General features: G+C 60.8%; 11 protein-coding genes. 9 read left to right on the top strand and 2 right to left on the bottom strand.

Annotated elements, in window-relative coordinates:
* Positions 1–7: 7 nt before the first annotated feature.
* Complete coding sequence (locus tag DLM86_RS07885) at positions 8–1,432, top strand: hypothetical protein (RefSeq protein ID WP_110839440.1); 1,425 nt, start codon at positions 8–10, stop codon at positions 1,430–1,432.
* 140 nt (positions 1,433–1,572) lie between these two features.
* Here the strand turns inward: DLM86_RS07885 and DLM86_RS07880 are convergent, their stop codons facing one another.
* Positions 1,573–1,827, bottom strand: a complete 255-nt coding sequence (locus tag DLM86_RS07880) for a helix-turn-helix transcriptional regulator (protein WP_110839439.1) — start codon at positions 1,825–1,827, stop codon at positions 1,573–1,575.
* A 153-nt stretch (positions 1,828–1,980) separates the two neighbouring features.
* Positions 1,981–2,886, bottom strand: coding sequence for an AraC family transcriptional regulator (locus tag DLM86_RS07875; protein ID WP_158289383.1), 906 nt, complete (start codon positions 2,884–2,886; stop codon positions 1,981–1,983).
* Between the two features lie 219 nt (positions 2,887–3,105).
* Here DLM86_RS07875 and DLM86_RS07870 point away from each other — a divergent pair, with 219 nt between their 5' ends.
* From DLM86_RS07870 to DLM86_RS07835, 8 genes are all read left to right on the top strand, one after another.
* Positions 3,106–3,612 carry a GNAT family N-acetyltransferase gene (locus DLM86_RS07870; RefSeq protein WP_158289382.1) on the top strand — a complete coding sequence of 169 codons (507 nt, stop codon included), beginning with the start codon at positions 3,106–3,108 and terminating at the stop codon, positions 3,610–3,612.
* 104 nt (positions 3,613–3,716) lie between these two features.
* Positions 3,717–5,498 carry a hypothetical protein gene (locus DLM86_RS07865; RefSeq protein WP_146250178.1) on the top strand — a complete coding sequence of 594 codons (1,782 nt, stop codon included), beginning with the start codon at positions 3,717–3,719 and terminating at the stop codon, positions 5,496–5,498.
* Between the two features lie 23 nt (positions 5,499–5,521).
* Positions 5,522–6,865, top strand: a complete 1,344-nt coding sequence (locus tag DLM86_RS07860) for an ABC transporter substrate-binding protein (RefSeq protein WP_110839435.1) — start codon at positions 5,522–5,524, stop codon at positions 6,863–6,865.
* A 24-nt stretch (positions 6,866–6,889) separates the two neighbouring features.
* Positions 6,890–9,844 carry a DUF4838 domain-containing protein gene (locus DLM86_RS07855; protein WP_110839434.1) on the top strand — a complete coding sequence of 985 codons (2,955 nt, stop codon included), beginning with the start codon at positions 6,890–6,892 and terminating at the stop codon, positions 9,842–9,844.
* A gap of 108 nt (positions 9,845–9,952) precedes the next feature.
* On the top strand, positions 9,953–10,906 hold the full coding sequence (locus DLM86_RS07850; protein ID WP_158289381.1) for a carbon-nitrogen hydrolase family protein: 954 nt from the start codon (positions 9,953–9,955) through the stop codon (positions 10,904–10,906).
* Positions 10,907–11,066: 160 nt separating this feature from the next.
* Positions 11,067–13,895, top strand: a complete 2,829-nt coding sequence (locus tag DLM86_RS07845) for a DUF4838 domain-containing protein (RefSeq protein WP_158289380.1) — start codon at positions 11,067–11,069, stop codon at positions 13,893–13,895.
* A gap of 408 nt (positions 13,896–14,303) precedes the next feature.
* On the top strand, positions 14,304–15,590 hold the full coding sequence (locus DLM86_RS07840; RefSeq protein ID WP_110839431.1) for a sensor histidine kinase: 1,287 nt from the start codon (positions 14,304–14,306) through the stop codon (positions 15,588–15,590).
* A 194-nt stretch (positions 15,591–15,784) separates the two neighbouring features.
* Positions 15,785–16,975: an MFS transporter gene (locus DLM86_RS07835; RefSeq protein ID WP_110839430.1), complete on the top strand. Its 1,191-nt coding sequence runs from the start codon at positions 15,785–15,787 to the stop codon at positions 16,973–16,975.
* The last annotated feature ends 2 nt before the right edge of the window (positions 16,976–16,977 follow it).

Here is a 16,977-nt window from a genome sequence, read left to right as displayed (position 1 = left end):
GGAACGAATGGAATCGGTACGAATCGGATGGAGCACGGTGTCCATCACGCCGGACGAGCCGGTGCTGCTGGCCGGACAATTTTACGAGCGGGTATCGGAGCGGGTTCGGGATCCGATCGCGGCGACCGCGCTCGCCCTGGAGTCTGCGGACGGAAGCGGGCGAGCGGTATGGGTCGGCTGCGACTTGCTGCATACGGCGCCGCACTTGCTGGAGGGAGTCCGTGCGCTCGTTCGCGTCGCCGTTCCGGAGCTCGCGCCGGAGCACATCGTTCTCAGCGCGACCCATACGCATACCGGTCCGTTCGTGGGCGAATTCGCGATCAAGCCGCATTTCGCCTACCGGATCGACCGGCCGAACGTGATGGGCTACGCCGACTACTGCCGGTTCGCCGTCGCCCGCATCGCTCAAGCCGTGACGGACAGCTGGAACTCCCGCAAGGCCGGCTCGATCGGCTTCGGGGAAAGCAACGCTTCGCTCGGCCATAACCGGATGGCTCTCTACGCGAACGGAACAGCCCGGATGTACGGCCCGGTCGATACGCCGGATTTCGTCGGATTCATCGGTCCCGAGGACGACCGGGTCGAATTGCTCTTTACGTGGGACGAAGCCGGCGAGCTGACCGGCATCGTCGTGAATGCGGCTTGCACCGCGCAGTTTCTGGAGCACGGTCGGTACGTATCCGCCGATTTATACGGCGAGGTGAGGCGGCTCGTCCGAAACCGTCTCGGCAGCGGCGTTCATGTGCTGGGGATGGTCGGCGCGTCCGGGGACTTGGCTCCGCGGGACTTGATCCGCATGAAGCGGCGGCCCGCGGCGGATGCCGAAGCGGCGCTTCGTACGGCCGCCCGTCGGCTTGCGGCCGCGATCGAGGAAGCGTTGGAGGAAGCGGCCGCAAGCCGCGAGCCGGCTCCGGCGCTCCGCCATCGCGTGAAGCGGATCGAGCTGCCGCTGCGCGCCGTCAGTCCCGCTGACGGTGCGCGGGCCGCCGCCGAGTGGAAAGTGTTCCGCGAGCGGATGGAGCGGGAGGCCGATCCGGTCGGCTACTTCCGGTCGCTCGGAATGGCCGGCCAGACGGAAGCGTACGAGCGGTGGGCGATCGCGAACCGGTACGAGCGGATGAGCATCAACCCGTTCTTCGAGGTCGAGCTGCATGCGCTCCGAATCGGCGAAGCGGCGATCGTGACGAATCCGTTCGAGCTGTACGCCGGATACGGTATTGCGATCAAGGGCAGAAGCGCCGCCAGGCAAACGTTCGTGGCACAGCTAGCCTGCGGCCATGGCGGCTACTTGCCGACCGCGGAGGCGATTGCGGCCGGCGGGTACAGCACGCACTTTTTCTCCGGCGCGGTGGGGGCCGAAGGCGGCAAGCTGCTGGTGGAGCACACGCTTGCGGAGATCGGCTCGTTGTGGGAGAAGGACGGGACGGCTTAATTGCGGCCTCGCCCGAATCGATTGAAACCGCGCTTCCGGCAGCGAAAAGAAAGCCTCCGGCCCTCGATTAAGAGGCGGTTCGGAGGCTTTGTTCATTTTCAGGGTTGCGTAAATCGGGCCGCATATGAAAAAAATCGTCGTCAAGTGGCAATCGTCCCTTCCTGCGGATGGTAGTGCTTTCGGTATTCGCCGGGAGCAACCCCATTCAGCTCGAGGAAAATACGCAGAAACGACGGATAGGAGCCGAAGCCGACCTCGATGGCGATATCGAATACGCTCATGTCCGTGCAGACGAGCAGACTGCAAGCATGGCGGATGCGGACCTCGTGCAGAAACTGGACGAAGATGAGGCTGGTATGCCGTTTGAATTTGCTGGTCGCGATGCGCGGGGAAATGCCGTTTCACGCGCACATATTCGGCGAATCGGCGGACTTCACGGACGAGGTGCATTTGAATGAAGGCGAGTGGATCGATTACTGGACGGGGGAACGCCATATCGGGCCCCCGGTTAAGCCCGACCCGGCCTTTCCCGCGTTCAACGCAAAACTCTATGTGGCGATCGTGTTGGTGTTCGTTTGGAAGCGCTTACGATATTCGCCCGGAGCAACACCCTTCAACTCGCGGAAAATGCGCAGGAACGAAGGATAGGAGCCGAAGCCGACTTCGAAGGCGATGTCGAACACGTTCATGTCCGTACAGGCGAGCAGGCTGCATGCATGGCGAACGCGAAACTCGTGCAGAAGCCGGACGAAATTGAGGCCGGTATGCCGTTTGAGATCGGCGCTCAGGCACGAGCTGTTCAGCTCGAACACGTCGGCGAGTCCCGACAAGGTGATCGGTTCCTGGTAATGAGTCTGCATGTAGTGGATGACCGACCAGATCGAATCGGCATGCGCGGAGCCTCCCGTCTTGGCGGGATCGGCGGTGGATTCGCTCCTGCGTTGCCGATCGAAGCGGATGAGGACCTCCGACAGCTTGATCCGCAGCAGCTCGTCCCTCCATAATTCCCCTCCGACGAATTCCGTCAGCATGCCGTGCATCAAGCTTTTGACGAACTCGTAAAGCTCCGCCGTGAAACGCACCGACGGCACCCATTTCTCCTGTGGAAACAGCAAATCTTTCAAGCCCAATCCGGCTCCGGACGATTGGAACAGAAAATCCGAATCGAACATGCAGTTGTACAGCCGGAGCGGCTTCGACGGCCCGGGCACGATCTCGTGCACCTGGAACGGCAGAAGAAACGTACACGTTCCCGGAGCCATCGGATAGGTCACACCGTTGATGACTTGCCGGCCTTCCCCTTCGATGACGAGGGAAAGCTCCAGAAAATCGTGCCGGTGCACCGGGAACTTCTGCGTCAAAGCTGCGACGACGATGTGAAACGGGAAGTACGGGGAGATGTTGAAGCACGATTCGGTCGAATACAAATTGCGCGTCATGGGGAACCGTGTCATTTTGATCATCCTCCACAAAAAAGTGAAACATTTCGCAACATCGTGAGCTATGCTTCCTCCGAAAGACAGTATAATCGGAACTATCGTCGGCGATGAACTTAAATTGTTTACATTCTATCATAAGAAAAGCGAGGGATGCACCGGAAATTTGCGCGGCTCGATTTCAAAACCGAATGGCCGTCGAGAACCGGCTTACCCCAAAATTGGAGAAGAGCGCACATGCATGAAGAAATTTTGTTGAAGCCGCACAATGCGCGGATTCGTCCGATGAATCCGGCGGACGCGGAGCGGATGCGGCGGTTTTACGAGAGCATGTCCGGCGAATCGCGGGACATCTTCCCGAATTATCCGTTCACCCGGGAGCATGCCGAACAGGCGGCCAAGGAGAGCGCGACCGATCCGGACAAACGAAGGTATGTGGCGGTTGACGGTGAATATGCCCCGGAAGGGGCGATGATCGGAATGGTTTGGTTCTGGGGCTGGAGCAAACGGGTACCGTGGCTCGGCATCATGATCGCCGACGACTACCAGAACCGGGGGCTGGGCAAGGCGATGCTGGCGTTTGCCGTGGACGAGGCGCGCGCGGCGGGCAAGGGCGGCATTCTGCTCACGACCGCCAAGACGAACGTCAGAGCCCAGTCGTTGTACGGCCGATTCGGCTTCGTAACGATCGGGGAAGACGCGCGAGGCGAGTACTTGATGATTCTGAATTTCGATCACGAGTAACGAGCAAGGGAGGAATCCGTACGAAAACGAAGACGGCCCGGGTCGCCATTCTCGGGAAAGAAGGCCCGGTCGCCCCGGCCACGATATTGGGCGTCAACTTGGAAATGGTGAAAGGCACGCATGCCGGACTTGTCTCGGACCGGCTGAACAATCCGAAATTTTGCGGACCGGCCGACGCGCTGACCGGAATCGCTCCGGGCTGGCACCCGATCATCCACAATATGGGCGGCATGCATGCCAAGCTCGTGCCGGGCATGAGCCTGTCCGGAACCGAGTCGCAGATGGTGCACGTGTACGGCGGCGTCTCGGGCCGGGGAATCGTGCAGAAAGGGCGGTACGTGCGGGCCGGAGAGATACTCGAGGTGGAGCTGTGGGCGAAGGTTCGCCATCATCCGGTAACGGTGCGAGTTTCCCTAACGCCCGCCCGGTCGAATGCCTTGTACGACGCAGCCGATATCACGATCGACGCGGCTTACTGGAAGCGCTATACGGCTCGTCTGAACGCTCCGCGGGACGACCGCGAGGCGAGATTTTTCATCACGTTCGTCACGAACGGCCAAGTGCTGTTCGACCAGGTGCATCTACGGCCGGCCGGCGAAGGGCATGTGTCCGAGCCGATGCTCGAGACGATGCGGGCGCTGCGGCTGCCGACCGTGCGGTTTCCCGGCGGCAGCATCTCGAGCTGCTACCGTTGGCGCCACGGGACGGGGCCGGTCCACTTGAGGCCTTCGCTGCCCGACCCGTGCTTCAAGTGGCGGATCGACTACGACTTCGGGATCGAGGACTATTTGCAAATGTGCCTGGAGCAGGACATCCGGCCGTTCGTCAGCGTCAATATCGGCAGCGGCACACCGGCGGAAGCCGGCGAACTGGCGGCTTATTGCGCCGATTGGCACCGGATGCAAGGCGTGGAGCCGCCCGAAGTTTACTTCATGATGGGCAACGAGCAGTACGGCGCCTGGGAGCCTTCTCATATGGAGGCCGACATGTATGTGGAGGCGCTTCGCGAATACGTGCCTCTCGTTCGGTCCAACTATCCGCGCGCGCGGATTGTGGCGATGGGAGCGATCGAATGTGAGGGCATGGACGGGCGTCCCGCTACACCGCTTCGGCACAAGCTGTTGGAGGATGGGGCCGGCTTGTTCGACGTGCTGACGATTCATACGTATCCGGGAAGCGGGTTCGATGAACCGGAGCGGCAGATCGCCCGGGCGGCGGCCGGCGCCGCATCGGCTAGAAGCAAGCTGGTGCAGCTGATCGCCGACTGCCGCGACGCGGGCTCCGACGTCAAGGTTGCCATGACGGAATGGAACTTCTGGACGCAGGCGACGCATTGGGACGGGCTCGGTTTTTTCGAGCCGGACGACGCGGCGCACGGCTTGTTCTTCTCCGCGATGGTCCATGTCTTCGCCGGATTGGCGCCGGACCTCGAGCTGGCCCATTATTACAATTTGATCAACGTGATGGGCATGCTTCGCAATGACGGAGGACACGTCTCACCCACCGGAGTGTCCGGGCTCTATGAGCTGTATCGCCCGGCCTTCCCCGGGCAGGTGCTGCCGATTGCGGTCGACTCGCCTCAGCTGGACGACGGATCGTTGCAGCTTGACGTCTTGGCGGTTCGGACGGACGAAGCCGACTTCGTCTTCATCGCGAACCGTTCCGTTCGCGAGTCGGTCGCTGTCGAGCTGGCAGGGATGGAAGGGAGGCCCGGTTCGGCGGCGCTGATGCTGGCGGCGGACGCGGCCTCGCCGTTTCGGGAGGAAGACGCGGCGACGGCGTCGTCATCGGTCGGTTCAGCCGGAACGGAAACTTTACTGCCGCCGCTGTCCGTCGTCCGGCTTCGATACGAACGAGCCGGGACGACGGGGGAAGAACGACTTTGACATCAACGACAGGGGGTCGAACTATGGTTTCGAAATGGGGAAAAAGCTTCAGGACGCTCGTCGTCCTGCTCGCGCTGACTGCGATTGCCGCCGCATGCGGAGGCGGACCGAAGCCGGGCGCCGATGCGCCTCCGGCCGGCGACAAAGCGGCCAAGGCGTCGTTGACGGACAATGCGAACGATCCCGTGGAGCTGACGGTGTACTACATGTTCGCGGGATCGAGCTACGATGCGTTCATGCAAGGCTACGGCAATTTCATCAAGCAGAAGTACCCGAATTATACGTTCAAGTTCATCAGCACGGGAAAGGGCTCGACGCTGGAGGACATGGTGACGTCGAATACGGATATCGATATCTTCATCTCCACGACGAGCACGCTCACGTCGGTCGTCGATAAGAAGCTGGATTACGACATCACCGAGCTGGTCGACAAGTACGGCTACGATCTGAACCGTTTCGAGTCGACTCCGCTCGATCTGCTCCGCAAGGCGAGCAACGGCAAGCTGTTAGGGCTGCCGTTTCGGGTCAATACACTCGGCTTGTACTACAACAAAGACTTGTTCGACAAGTTCGGCGTGCCTTACTTGCGTGACGGCATGACTTGGGATGAGGTATACGAGGCGGCCGGACAGCTGACCCGGCAGGATGGCGGCGTCCAATATTACGGCTTCGCAGCCCGGCCTGTCGCCAACCTGTTCAAGCTCAACCCGTATTCCCAGGCGATGGTCGATCCGAAAACGCACCAAGCTGCGCTCGACAACGACCGGTGGAAGTCGATCTTCAACAATTTCCTTCGCTTCTATCAGCTCCCCGGCTACGACAAGGAGCTGACCACGACGGTGAAGGCGTTCGATCTGTTCACGAAGGAGAAGCGGGTGGCGATCTTGTCGCAGCAAAACTCCGATTACTTGTCGCTTAAAGACGCGCAAGGATTGAACTGGGACGTGGTCACCTATCCGACTTACAAAGATCTTCCGGGGGTTAACCCGCAGCCCGAGCCGGTCTACTTCCTCATCTCGGCGAACAGCAAGCACAAGGACGAAGCGTTCAAGGCGATATCCGTCATCCTGTCCGACGAGGTGCAGTTGGAGAAATCGAAGCAAGGAGCACCGTCGCCGTTGAAGTCGAAGGCGATCCGGGACGCCTACGGGACGGCGTCGACGGATATGGCGGGCAAGAACACGAAGGCGCTCGTCCCGTCCAGCTATGCGGAAGCGTTGGTGGTGGATCCTTATGTCAACCAGGCCGTCACTCCGCTACAGAACGCGTTCACGAGCGTCGTAGCGGGCGAGAAAGATCTGAATACCGCTTTGCGCGAGGCGAACGAGCTTACGAACAAGGGCATACAATCGCTTGCCGGGAAATGATCCGGCAAGAAGGGAGACGAGAACATGCCAAAGATCGGAATACGAAGCGCGGGTGCGTTCTTGCTGCTGTGTGCGGCCTTATGCGGGTGGAACGTCGGAACCGCGTCCACCGACCCGTCGGATTTGCCGATCGTGCAGAACGGCGAAACGCATGCGGTCGTGCTTGTCGAAGAGACGGCGGACGACCGGACGGTTGCCGCGGCCGACAAATTGGTCGATTACGTATATAAGGCTACGGGCGCCGTCCTGCCGATCCTCACGGAGGAGCAGCTGAACGATCAGGGCGGGGCGCCGGACGGACATGTCAAGATTTACGTCGGCCCGACGACGGGACTCCATCCGGAAGCGGCCGGAGCGCTTGTCGATCTGGACGAAGACGGCTTCGTCATCCAGTCGCACGGGCGGTGCCTTACGATCGTCGGCCCGACCTCCTGGGGAACGGAGTTCGGCGTGGACGAATTCCTTGAGCGCTACGTCGGCGTCCGCTGGCTGATGCCGGGCCCCGACGGGGAGGACGTGCCGCAGACGGCGAATCTGTCCGTGCTGCAGAACGTGTTGATTCGGGAGGAGCCGGCGTTCGTCTCCCGGAAGCTGTCCCCGATGAGCAATCCGGGCCACTCGATCGGGCCGGAGAACATCCGGTGGGCCGGCGACAACCGGATTCGCGATCGAATCGATTACGGCCATAACCTGTACAACCTGTTCCCGCCGTCCGTGTACGGAACGACGCATCCCGAGTTTTTCCCGATCCGAAACGGCGTCCCGTATATCCCGAGCGAGAGCGCCAAGGCATCCAAATGGCAGCCGTGCTTTTCAAATCCGGATACCGTGACGGAAGCGATCTACAATATCGTGAAGTACTTCAACGAGCATCCCGGGGAAACGTACTACTCGCTCGGCGTCAACGACGAGGGCGGCTTCTGCGAGCAGGCGCCCGATCATCCGGCCAATCCGCACCGCAAAAATTCGGGCGGCTACGACGACATGTCGGACATTTATTACGCCTGGGTCAATCAGGTGGTCGCCGGCGTGCTCCAAGTGCACCCGGACAAATATTTCGGCCTGCTCGCCTACCGGGAAGTGATGGACCCGCCGTCGTTCTCGCTGAACGACCGCGTCATTCCGTATATGACGAAGGACCGCTACGGCTGGGCGGCGGCGGACGTCAAGAGCGCGGACATGCAGAGGACCCAGGTGTGGGCGTCCAAGGCGGCGAACCTGGGCTGGTACGATTACAGTTACGGCTCGCCCTACACGCTGCCTCGCGTCTACTCGCACGTCATGTCGGACTATATGCAGTTCGCCAGCCAGAACAGCGTAATCGGCCTTGTATCGGAGTCGTATCCGAACTGGGGCGAAGGACCGAAAAACTGGGTATACGCCAAGCTGATGTGGAATCCGAATCAGGACGTCGACCTTCTGCTTGACGAATGGTACGAGCGTGCGGTGGGACCCGCGGCCGCACCCGACTTGAAAGCGTATTACGACTTCTGGGAGCAGTTCTGGACGACGGAAGTGCCGCCGACGAGCTGGTTCCAGACGTACAAGAACACCTCGTATTTCTGGTTCCCGAGCGCCGCCTATTTGACGCTGATCGGTACCGCCGAGATTGCGGACATGCGCGAGCTGCTCGAGAGCGTCGTGGACAAGGCGCAGACGCCCGCGCAGATCAAGCGCGCCGAGCTGCTGCTGCGCACGTTCGAGTATTACGAAGCGTCCGCGCTCAGCTACACGCCTTCGTCCTGGCCGTCGCCGGTCATGAACGCGACGCAAGCGCTGCAGATGCTCGATCGGATCGCCCAAGCGGGAACGTACTACGAGAAGCGGTTCCAACTGATCGAGGAGTTCAAGCTGAGCAAGGCGATCCTGAATCAAAGTCTGACGCCGCAAAGCTTCAATTTGTACTGGCCGTACTGGCACTTCGCCGAATATTGGGAGCTGATGGACTACTTGCGCAGCGAGGCGCCGAACGGTCCGGTGCACACGCAGCTGAACAGCTATGCGACGGCGCCCGCACGTACGACGCTGCGCGATTGGGCCAAAGTGATGCTGAAGGCGCTGAACGACGACGCGTCCAACCAAACGGCAAATCCTTCCTTTGAAGCGAATGTCGGCGGTTCGGTCGTCGGCTGGACGCTGGAGCGCAAAGGCACGAGAGGAACGGTGCAGTTCGCAACCAATCCCTCTACAGCCAAGGACGGCAGCGTCAGCGTGTCGGTATACGGGGCGGACCAGGGCGGAGCGGTATCGCAGCCGTTCGCCGTCAAGCCGGGGCTGCTGGCCACCCGCGTTTATTTCCATACTCCGGCCGGCTTCCCCTCGACGTCCGAGGCCCGGATCCGCATGAACCTGACGCTGCTCGACGCGAACGGCGCAACGCTCGTATCCAGAGATTCCGCCGTGGTCGATGCGTCTTCCGCCGCCGGTACGTGGGTGCCTTACGATACGATCTGGGATATCTCGACCAAATGGGGTGCCGCGTTCGTCGACAAAGCCATATTGAAAGTATACGTCGATAAGCTGGGCGACGGCGAAACGGTCTACTTCGACCAAGTTCGGGCGTACCAACCGGAAGCGCCGGTCGTGGGCGGAGGCGATCCGACGGTCGTCGACGATACCGACCCGACCGTACACTATTCCGGAACCTGGACGAAATATGTGAATACGCTGCACATCGGCGGCTCGCAGCGACTGGGCATGACGCAGGGTGCCTACGCGGACATCCCGTTCAACGGGACGGAAGCCACGCTTTTCGCTCCCCGCAACAACGTATATGGAAAGGCAAAGATTTATGTGGACGGGGTGTACAAAGCTACGGTCGATTACTACAACCCCACCGTCCAATACCAGAAGGAAATTTATGCCACCGGTCCGCTGACGCCCGGCCCCCATGTGCTTCGTATCGAAGCCGCTTGGACCAAGAACGGCGCATCCACGAACTATTTCGTCTCGTTCGATGCGCTGCGGGTAACGCCCTAACGGGCAGGTGTACGACCTGGAACTGCCGGATCGCCGCTGCCGATCCGGCGGTTTCCGTTGATGTCGGAATCGATAGACGAAAGCTTCAACCAACAGGAGGAATACAAGATGGCTCGTTATGTCAAAATAAGCTGCTTGTCGGCGCCGTTCCTGAGAGCGGGTCCGGAGACCGACCTGGAGGAAGTCGTTACCCGCATGATCGGGCATTGGGAGCATCGGCTGGAGCAGGTGCTCCCCGATCGGCCGGATCTCATCGTGCTGCCGGAATGCTGCGACCGTCCCGAGCGAGCCGGCTATACGTACGAACGGTTGAAAGAATATTATCGGTATCGCGGCGACCGGATTCGCGATTTCTTCGCCGGGGTCGCCCGGGACCATCGCTGCTATATCGCTTATGCGGCGATTCGCGCCTTGCCGGACGGAACGTTCCGCAACTCCACGCAGCTGCTCGACCGCAGCGGCAACGTCGCGGGCGTGTACAACAAAAACCACCTGGTCGAGGGGGAGTGCACGCAAGGCGGCATGCTGTACGGCAAGGACGCGCCCGTGTTCGAGACCGATTTCGGCCGGGTCGCCTGCGCCATCTGCTTCGACCTGAACTTCGACGGGCTGAGGGAGCGGTACGCCCGCCAGAAGCCGGATCTCATCCTGTTCTCGTCGGCGTACCACGGCGGCCTGATGCAGCAATATTGGGCGTACAGCTGCCGCGCGCATTTCGCCGGGGCGATCAACACGCACGCGCCGAGCGCGATTATTTCGCCGGTGGGGGAGATTATCGCCCAGAGCACGAACTATTATCATTACGTAACCCGGACGATCAACCTCGACTGCGAGGTCATCCATATCGATTACAACGAGGAGCACTTCCGGAGCATCAAGAACAAGTACGGACCGAAGGTGCGCATTCACGATCCCGGCCTGCTCGGCTCCGTGCTGATCTCGAGCGAGACGGACGAATTCAACGTTCAGGACGTCATCCGGGAATTCGGGCTGGAGCTGCTCGACGATTACTGGGAGAGAGCGAAGGCGCACCGCTGTTCGCCCGGTAATATGGAGATGTAGGCGCAAACATTTTTTCGGCTATCGGCAAAAAAGTGAAACATTCGTCAACATCCTGAGCGAAGTTCTCCACGGAAACGAGCTATAATCGGGTTGTCGTCGACGACAATCCGATTGAAAGGGTGAACGGCGAATGCGAACGATCGGAGTACGAACTGGGGGCATGCTGTTGTTATTATGCGCCGTGCTGCTCGGATGGAACGCCGGGGCCGCCTCGGCCGACCCGACGGACTTGCTGGTCGTGCAGAACGGCCAAGCGCATGCCGTCGTGGTCGTCGAGTCGACCGCCAACAGCCAGACGATCGACGCGGCCGACAAGCTGGTCGATTACGTGTATAAGTCCGCCGGCGTTACGCTGCAAGTCGTGCAAAGCGCAAGCAGCGCGCCGAGCGGGTATGTGAAAATTCGGGTCGGCCCGACAACCGGGCTTCCTTCGGCGGTAACGACCGCGCTTGCCGGTCTGGACGAAGACGGCTTCGTCATCCATTCGGCAGGCGACACGATCACGATCGTCGGTCCAACGCCCTGGGGAACCGAGTTCGGCGTCGACGAGTTTCTCGAGCGGTACGTCGGGGTGCGCTGGCTGATGCCGGGCCCGGACGGCGAGGACGTGCCGCAGGCGACGAATGTTCCGGTTCCGACGGGCGTCCTGCTCCGCGAGGAGCCGGCCTTCGTCTCGCGGAAGCTGGCCCCGATGGGCACGCCGGGCCACTCGATCGGACCGGAGAACATCCAGTGGGCCCGCGACAACCGGATGCACCGGCGGATCGAATTCGGCCATAACCTATACGAGCTGTTCGACCCTGCCGTGTTTGCATCGCATCCCGAGTATTATCCCAACAATACGTTGCCGACCACTACAACCAAGTGGCAGCCCTGCTTCTCCAATCCGAATACCGTGACGGCGGCGATCACCCGGATCGTGCAGTATTTCAACGCCCATCCCGATGCGACGTCGTACTCGCTCGGCGTCAACGACGAGGGCGGCTTCTGCGAGACGACGACTGCGAAAAATTCGGGAGACTACTTCGACTTCTCGGATCTGTACTACGGATGGGTCAACCAGGTGGTCGCCGGCGTGCTGCAGGTGCATCCGGACAAATATTTCGGCGTGCTCGCCTACCGGGAAGTGATGGATCCGCCGTCGTTCGCCTTGAACAGCCACGTCATCCCGTACTTGACGAAGGACCGGTACGGCTGGGCGGCGGCGGACGTCAAGACCGCGGATATGGACCGGACCCAGGAGTGGGCGACCAAGGCGTCGAGTCTGGGCTGGTACGATTACATCTACGGCTCGCCGTACACACTGCCCCGCGTCTATCCGCACGTCATGTCGGACTACATGCAGTTCGCCAGTCAGAACAGCGTGGTCGGGCTGATTGCGGAGTCCTTCCCGAATTGGGGCGAAGGCCCGAAGAATTGGGTGTACGCCAAGCTGATGTGGAATCCGAGTCTGGACGTCGACGATTTGCTCGAAGAATGGTACGAGCGAGCGGTCGGTCCCGTCGCCGCGGCGGACCTTAAAGCGTATTACGACTTCTGGGAGACTTTGTGGACGACGGAGGTGCCGCCGACCGGCTGGTTCCAGCCGTACAAGAACAAGACGTATTTCTGGTTCCCGAGCCCCGGCTACTTGTCGCTCGTCAGCGCGGCCGAGATCGCGAGCATGAGGCAGCTGCTGGAGAACGTCGTGGACGACGCGCAGACGCCTGCGCAGATTACGCGCGCCGAGCTCTTGCTGCGCACGTTCGATTATTACGAAGCGTCGGCGCTCAGCTACACCCCGACTTGGCCGTCGCAGGTTACGACCGCGACGCAGGCGCTGCAGATGCTCAATCGGATCGCACAAGCGGGAACGTACTACGAGAAGCGTTTCTCGCTGATCGAGGAGTTCAAGCTGAACAAGGCGATTTTGAATCAGAGTCTGACGCCGCAAAGCTTCAATCTGTACTGGCCGTACTGGCATTTCGCCGAATACTGGGAGCTGATGGATTTCTTGCGCGCCGAGGCGGCGACCGGGCCGGTTCATACGCAACTGAACAGCTATGCGACGGCGCCCGTGCGGACACCGATTCGCGATTGGGCGAGGGTCATGCTGAGTGCGCTGAACGACGACGTATCCAATCTGACGGCGAATCCGTCGTTCGAAGACAACAACGGCGCCGGCTGGACGTTGGAGCGCAAGGGCACGCGAGGAACGGTACAATTCGTTGCAGGCTCCGCGACGGCCAAGGACGGGAGCGTCAGCGTGGCCGTGACCGGTGCGGATCAGGGAGGGCCCGTATCGCAATCGTTCCTGGTCAAACCGGGCGTGCTGGCATCGCGCGTTTACTACTACGCGCCTGCGGGGTTCCCCTCGACGTCGGATGCCCGGATCCGCATGAACCTGACGCTGCTCGATGCGAACGGGACGACGCTGATGGCCAGAGATTCCGCCGTCGTCGATGTGCCTCCCTCCGCGGGGACCTGGGTGCCGTACGATACGATCTGGGATATTCCCGCCAAGTGGGGCGCCAAGACTGTCGCCAAGGTCATTTTGAAAGTATACGTGGATAAGCTGGGCGACGGCGAAACGGTGTACGTCGACCAAGTGCGGGCGTACCAAGCGGAGGCCGGAACGATCGACAGCGGCAATCCGGCCGTCCAGTATTCCGGCACCTGGACGCTGTACGCCAATTCGCAGCATATCGGAGGCTCTCAGCGTCTCGGTATGACGCAGGGCGCCTACGTAGATATGCCGTTCTACGGAACGGAGGCCAAGGTGATCGCGGCGAAGAACCTCGTCTACGGCAAAGCGCGCATTTACGTGGACGGGGTTTACAAGACGACGGTCGATTATTACAACCCCGTCGCCATCTACCAGCAGCAGATGTATACGACGGGCACGCTGACGCGAGGGCCCCATACGCTGCGAATCGAGGCGGACTGGACGAAGAACGCCGCTTCGACCAACTACTACGTCTCCTTCGATGCGTTGAAGGTAACGCCGTAGAACGTCCGGCTTGCCAAACACTGCGCCGAACGCGGGAAACGGTGGAAGGCGGAGCCGACTGCTCCGGAGCGCGATTGCCTGATCGTACCGCCGCTGTCCGTCGTGCGGGTGGAAGCGAGCTTGAACGGGTAGGGAGCCTACAAATGCGTTCCCTCTAAACGGAAAGGGGCTGTCCGGTAGGACGGTCCCTTCTTGCTGTGCGCGTCATTCGCGAATAGACGGCTTGCAGGCTCTTCCGGATATAAGATTCGCGCCGGCCAAAGTTCACGACGACCACAACATTTGATGGTGTTTGATCATCCGCTGGCATCGGGTGAAAAAATGTTTCGCGAAGGGGGGACGGGCGCTACTCGCGGATGGGGAATCTTGTTATAATGAGCTCGATGACGCTCTCTAGGGGGAGAACCGTTGCTCGCTTATGTCAAAGATTTTTTGCTGAACCTTTTCTTCATTTTCCTCCCGATCGTATTTTATCCTCACGTATTGAAGCTGGAAAGCAAGAGGGTGCCGTTTCGCGCCGTCCTGTTCGTCTTGTTTTCCGTCGCCTTGGTCTGCACGATGTCGTTCCCGGTCGTCGTCAACGGCATGGCGTTCGATTTCCGGATCGTGCCGCTCGTCGTCGGCTCTTTGATCGGCGGTCCGGTCGTATCGGCGCTTCTGTTCATCGTCTTGGTCGCCTACCGGATCGCGCTCGGAACGGCGCACCCGTTGCTGTACGCGCTGTCCGTTCTTCCCGCCGCCATCGTTGTCATCTACTTCGCGAGGAATTGCAACCCGTTTGCGCTTTACCGGAAAGTCGCCGCCGCGGCGGTACTCAGCTTCGTCGTACGATTGCTTATCCTCGTTGGTTTTTACGCGCTGACGAATCAACTGACCGACCTTGTTGGCAGCGGTTTCATTTCGGCGATGCCGCTGATCGTCGTCCAAAGCCTGTTTTGCGGGCTGTACGTCTATTTCATGGAATATTTTCGGACGAACTTCTACATCCAGCAGGAAGTGATCAAAAGCGAGAAGATGAAAATCGTCAGCGATATCGCCGCCTCGGTCGCGCATGAAATCCGCAATCCGTTAACTTCGGTACGAGGATTCATCCAGCTGTTGGGTGCGAACGACCTGACCCCGGAGCGGAAGTCGTTTTACCGTCAAATTTGTCTGGAAGAACTCGACCGCGCGCAAAAAATCATATCGGACTACTTGTCGCTCGCGAAGCCCGATCCGGAGCATATCGAGACGATCGACATGGAGCGGGAAGTCGCATACGTCTGCGGCATCCTGAGCTCGTACGCGAACTATTTGAACATCGAAATCCGCCGCACGACGCCGGATCAGCCGATCCTCATCAGCGGGGACAAGTTCAAGCTGAGGCAGGCGATCATCAATATCGGCAAAAACGCCATCGAGGCGATGACGGAAAACGGCGTCCTGGAAATCGAGCTAAGCAAGCAGGACGGCTTCGTCCTGCTCGTCATCAAGGACAACGGCATCGGCATGAGCGCCGATCAGCTGAACCGGCTCGGTACGCCGTATTATTCGACGAAGGATAAAGGGACCGGGCTCGGCACGATGGTCTCGTTCGGCATTATCCGCAAAATGCAGGGAACGATCGACATCCAAAGCGAAAAATGGAAAGGGACGACGTTTACGATCGCATTCCCGTTGGTGAGCGACCGCTCCGACCGGACTGCGACGTCGTGAGCCCGACGTCCCTATGGACCGCCCAGGCGGCTTGAAGGTATAACCGAACCTTGCAGAGAGGCTGCAAGGCGTTTTTGTGCTGTCCGGGTACGTCGTCCGACGGCGCCGTCGATCGCCGTTTACAGGCGAGGCGGTCGTCTGCTACAATAATCGGGCTGCCCGGGGAACGGAGCTTACCGGAAAGGAAGACCGACATGAAGCCCGCAACAACGTTTGGAAACGCGTCGTTCGTCACGCTCATTCTCGTCGTCGTGGTGGCCGGCTCGAGCCAAGGCTTGCTGCTGCCCTTGCTCACGATCTGGCTCGAACAGCGGGGCGTGCCGGCGGAGCTGAACGCGCTCAACGCCGCCGCCCTCTATATCGGCGTCTTCGGGACGATGTTCGTCGTCGAGCGTCCGGTTCGAAAATACGGCTTCAAGCCCGTCATTGTGGCGGGAATCTCGCTCGTGACGGGGGCGACGATGCTGTTCTCGCTCACGGACAGCATGATCGTCTGGTTCGTGCTGCGGCTGCTGGTCGGCATCGGCGACAGCGCGCTCCATTATGCAAGCCAGCTGTGGATCGTGTCGATGTCGCCGGCGGAACGGCGCGGCCGCAACATTTCACTATACGGTATGGCGTACGGCGTCGGGTTCGCGCTCGGCCCGCTCGCGATCGGGCTGCTCCGGTTCGGGGAGGCGGCGCCGATCGCCGTCGTCAACGTGCTGTTCGTCACCGTCCTGCTGCTCGCCCTGCGATTGCGGAACGAAAAGCCGGCCGGGGCGGAAGAGCGGCCAACGGAGCGCGGCGGGTCGAACCGGTTCGTCCGCGTCTACCGGCTCGTTTGGTTTCCGCTGCTGCCGTCGTTTTTGTACGGATATATGGAAGCGTCCATGAACGGGAACTTTCCCGTTTACGGTCTGCGTACGGGCTTGACCTCCGGCGATATCGCCGTCCTGCTGCCGATGATCGGAGCGGGCAGCCTCATCCTGCAGCTGCCGCTCGGCATATGGAGCGACCGGATCGGCCGGAAGCCGGTGCTGCTGGGCTGCGGACTGATCGGCGCATGCGCCTTCCTCGCCGTCCCGTTCGCGGGAGCGAACGTCTGGATCGTCGGAGCGCTGTTCGTCGTCGCGGGAGGCGCGATCGGCTCGTTCTATTCGCTCGGACTCGCCTATGCGGCCGATCTGCTGCCGAAGGCGATATTGCCGACCGCCAACGTCCTCGCGTCGATTCATTTCTCGATCGCCAGTCTGATCGGGCCGAACGCCGGGGGATGGCTGCTGCAGCACGTTTCGCTGTCCAGCCTGTTCGTGGCGCTCGGCGGCGTATACGCGCTGTTCGTCCTCGCGGGGCTCCGGTTCCGGCCTCGGCCGCCGGAGTCGACGGAGGCGGAGGCGGGATGAAA

The organism is Paenibacillus flagellatus, assembly GCF_003217775.1.
Classification (GTDB): domain Bacteria; phylum Bacillota; class Bacilli; order Paenibacillales; family NBRC-103111; genus Paenibacillus_AB; species Paenibacillus_AB flagellatus.
This window is presented reverse-complemented; position numbering and strand designations above follow the sequence as displayed.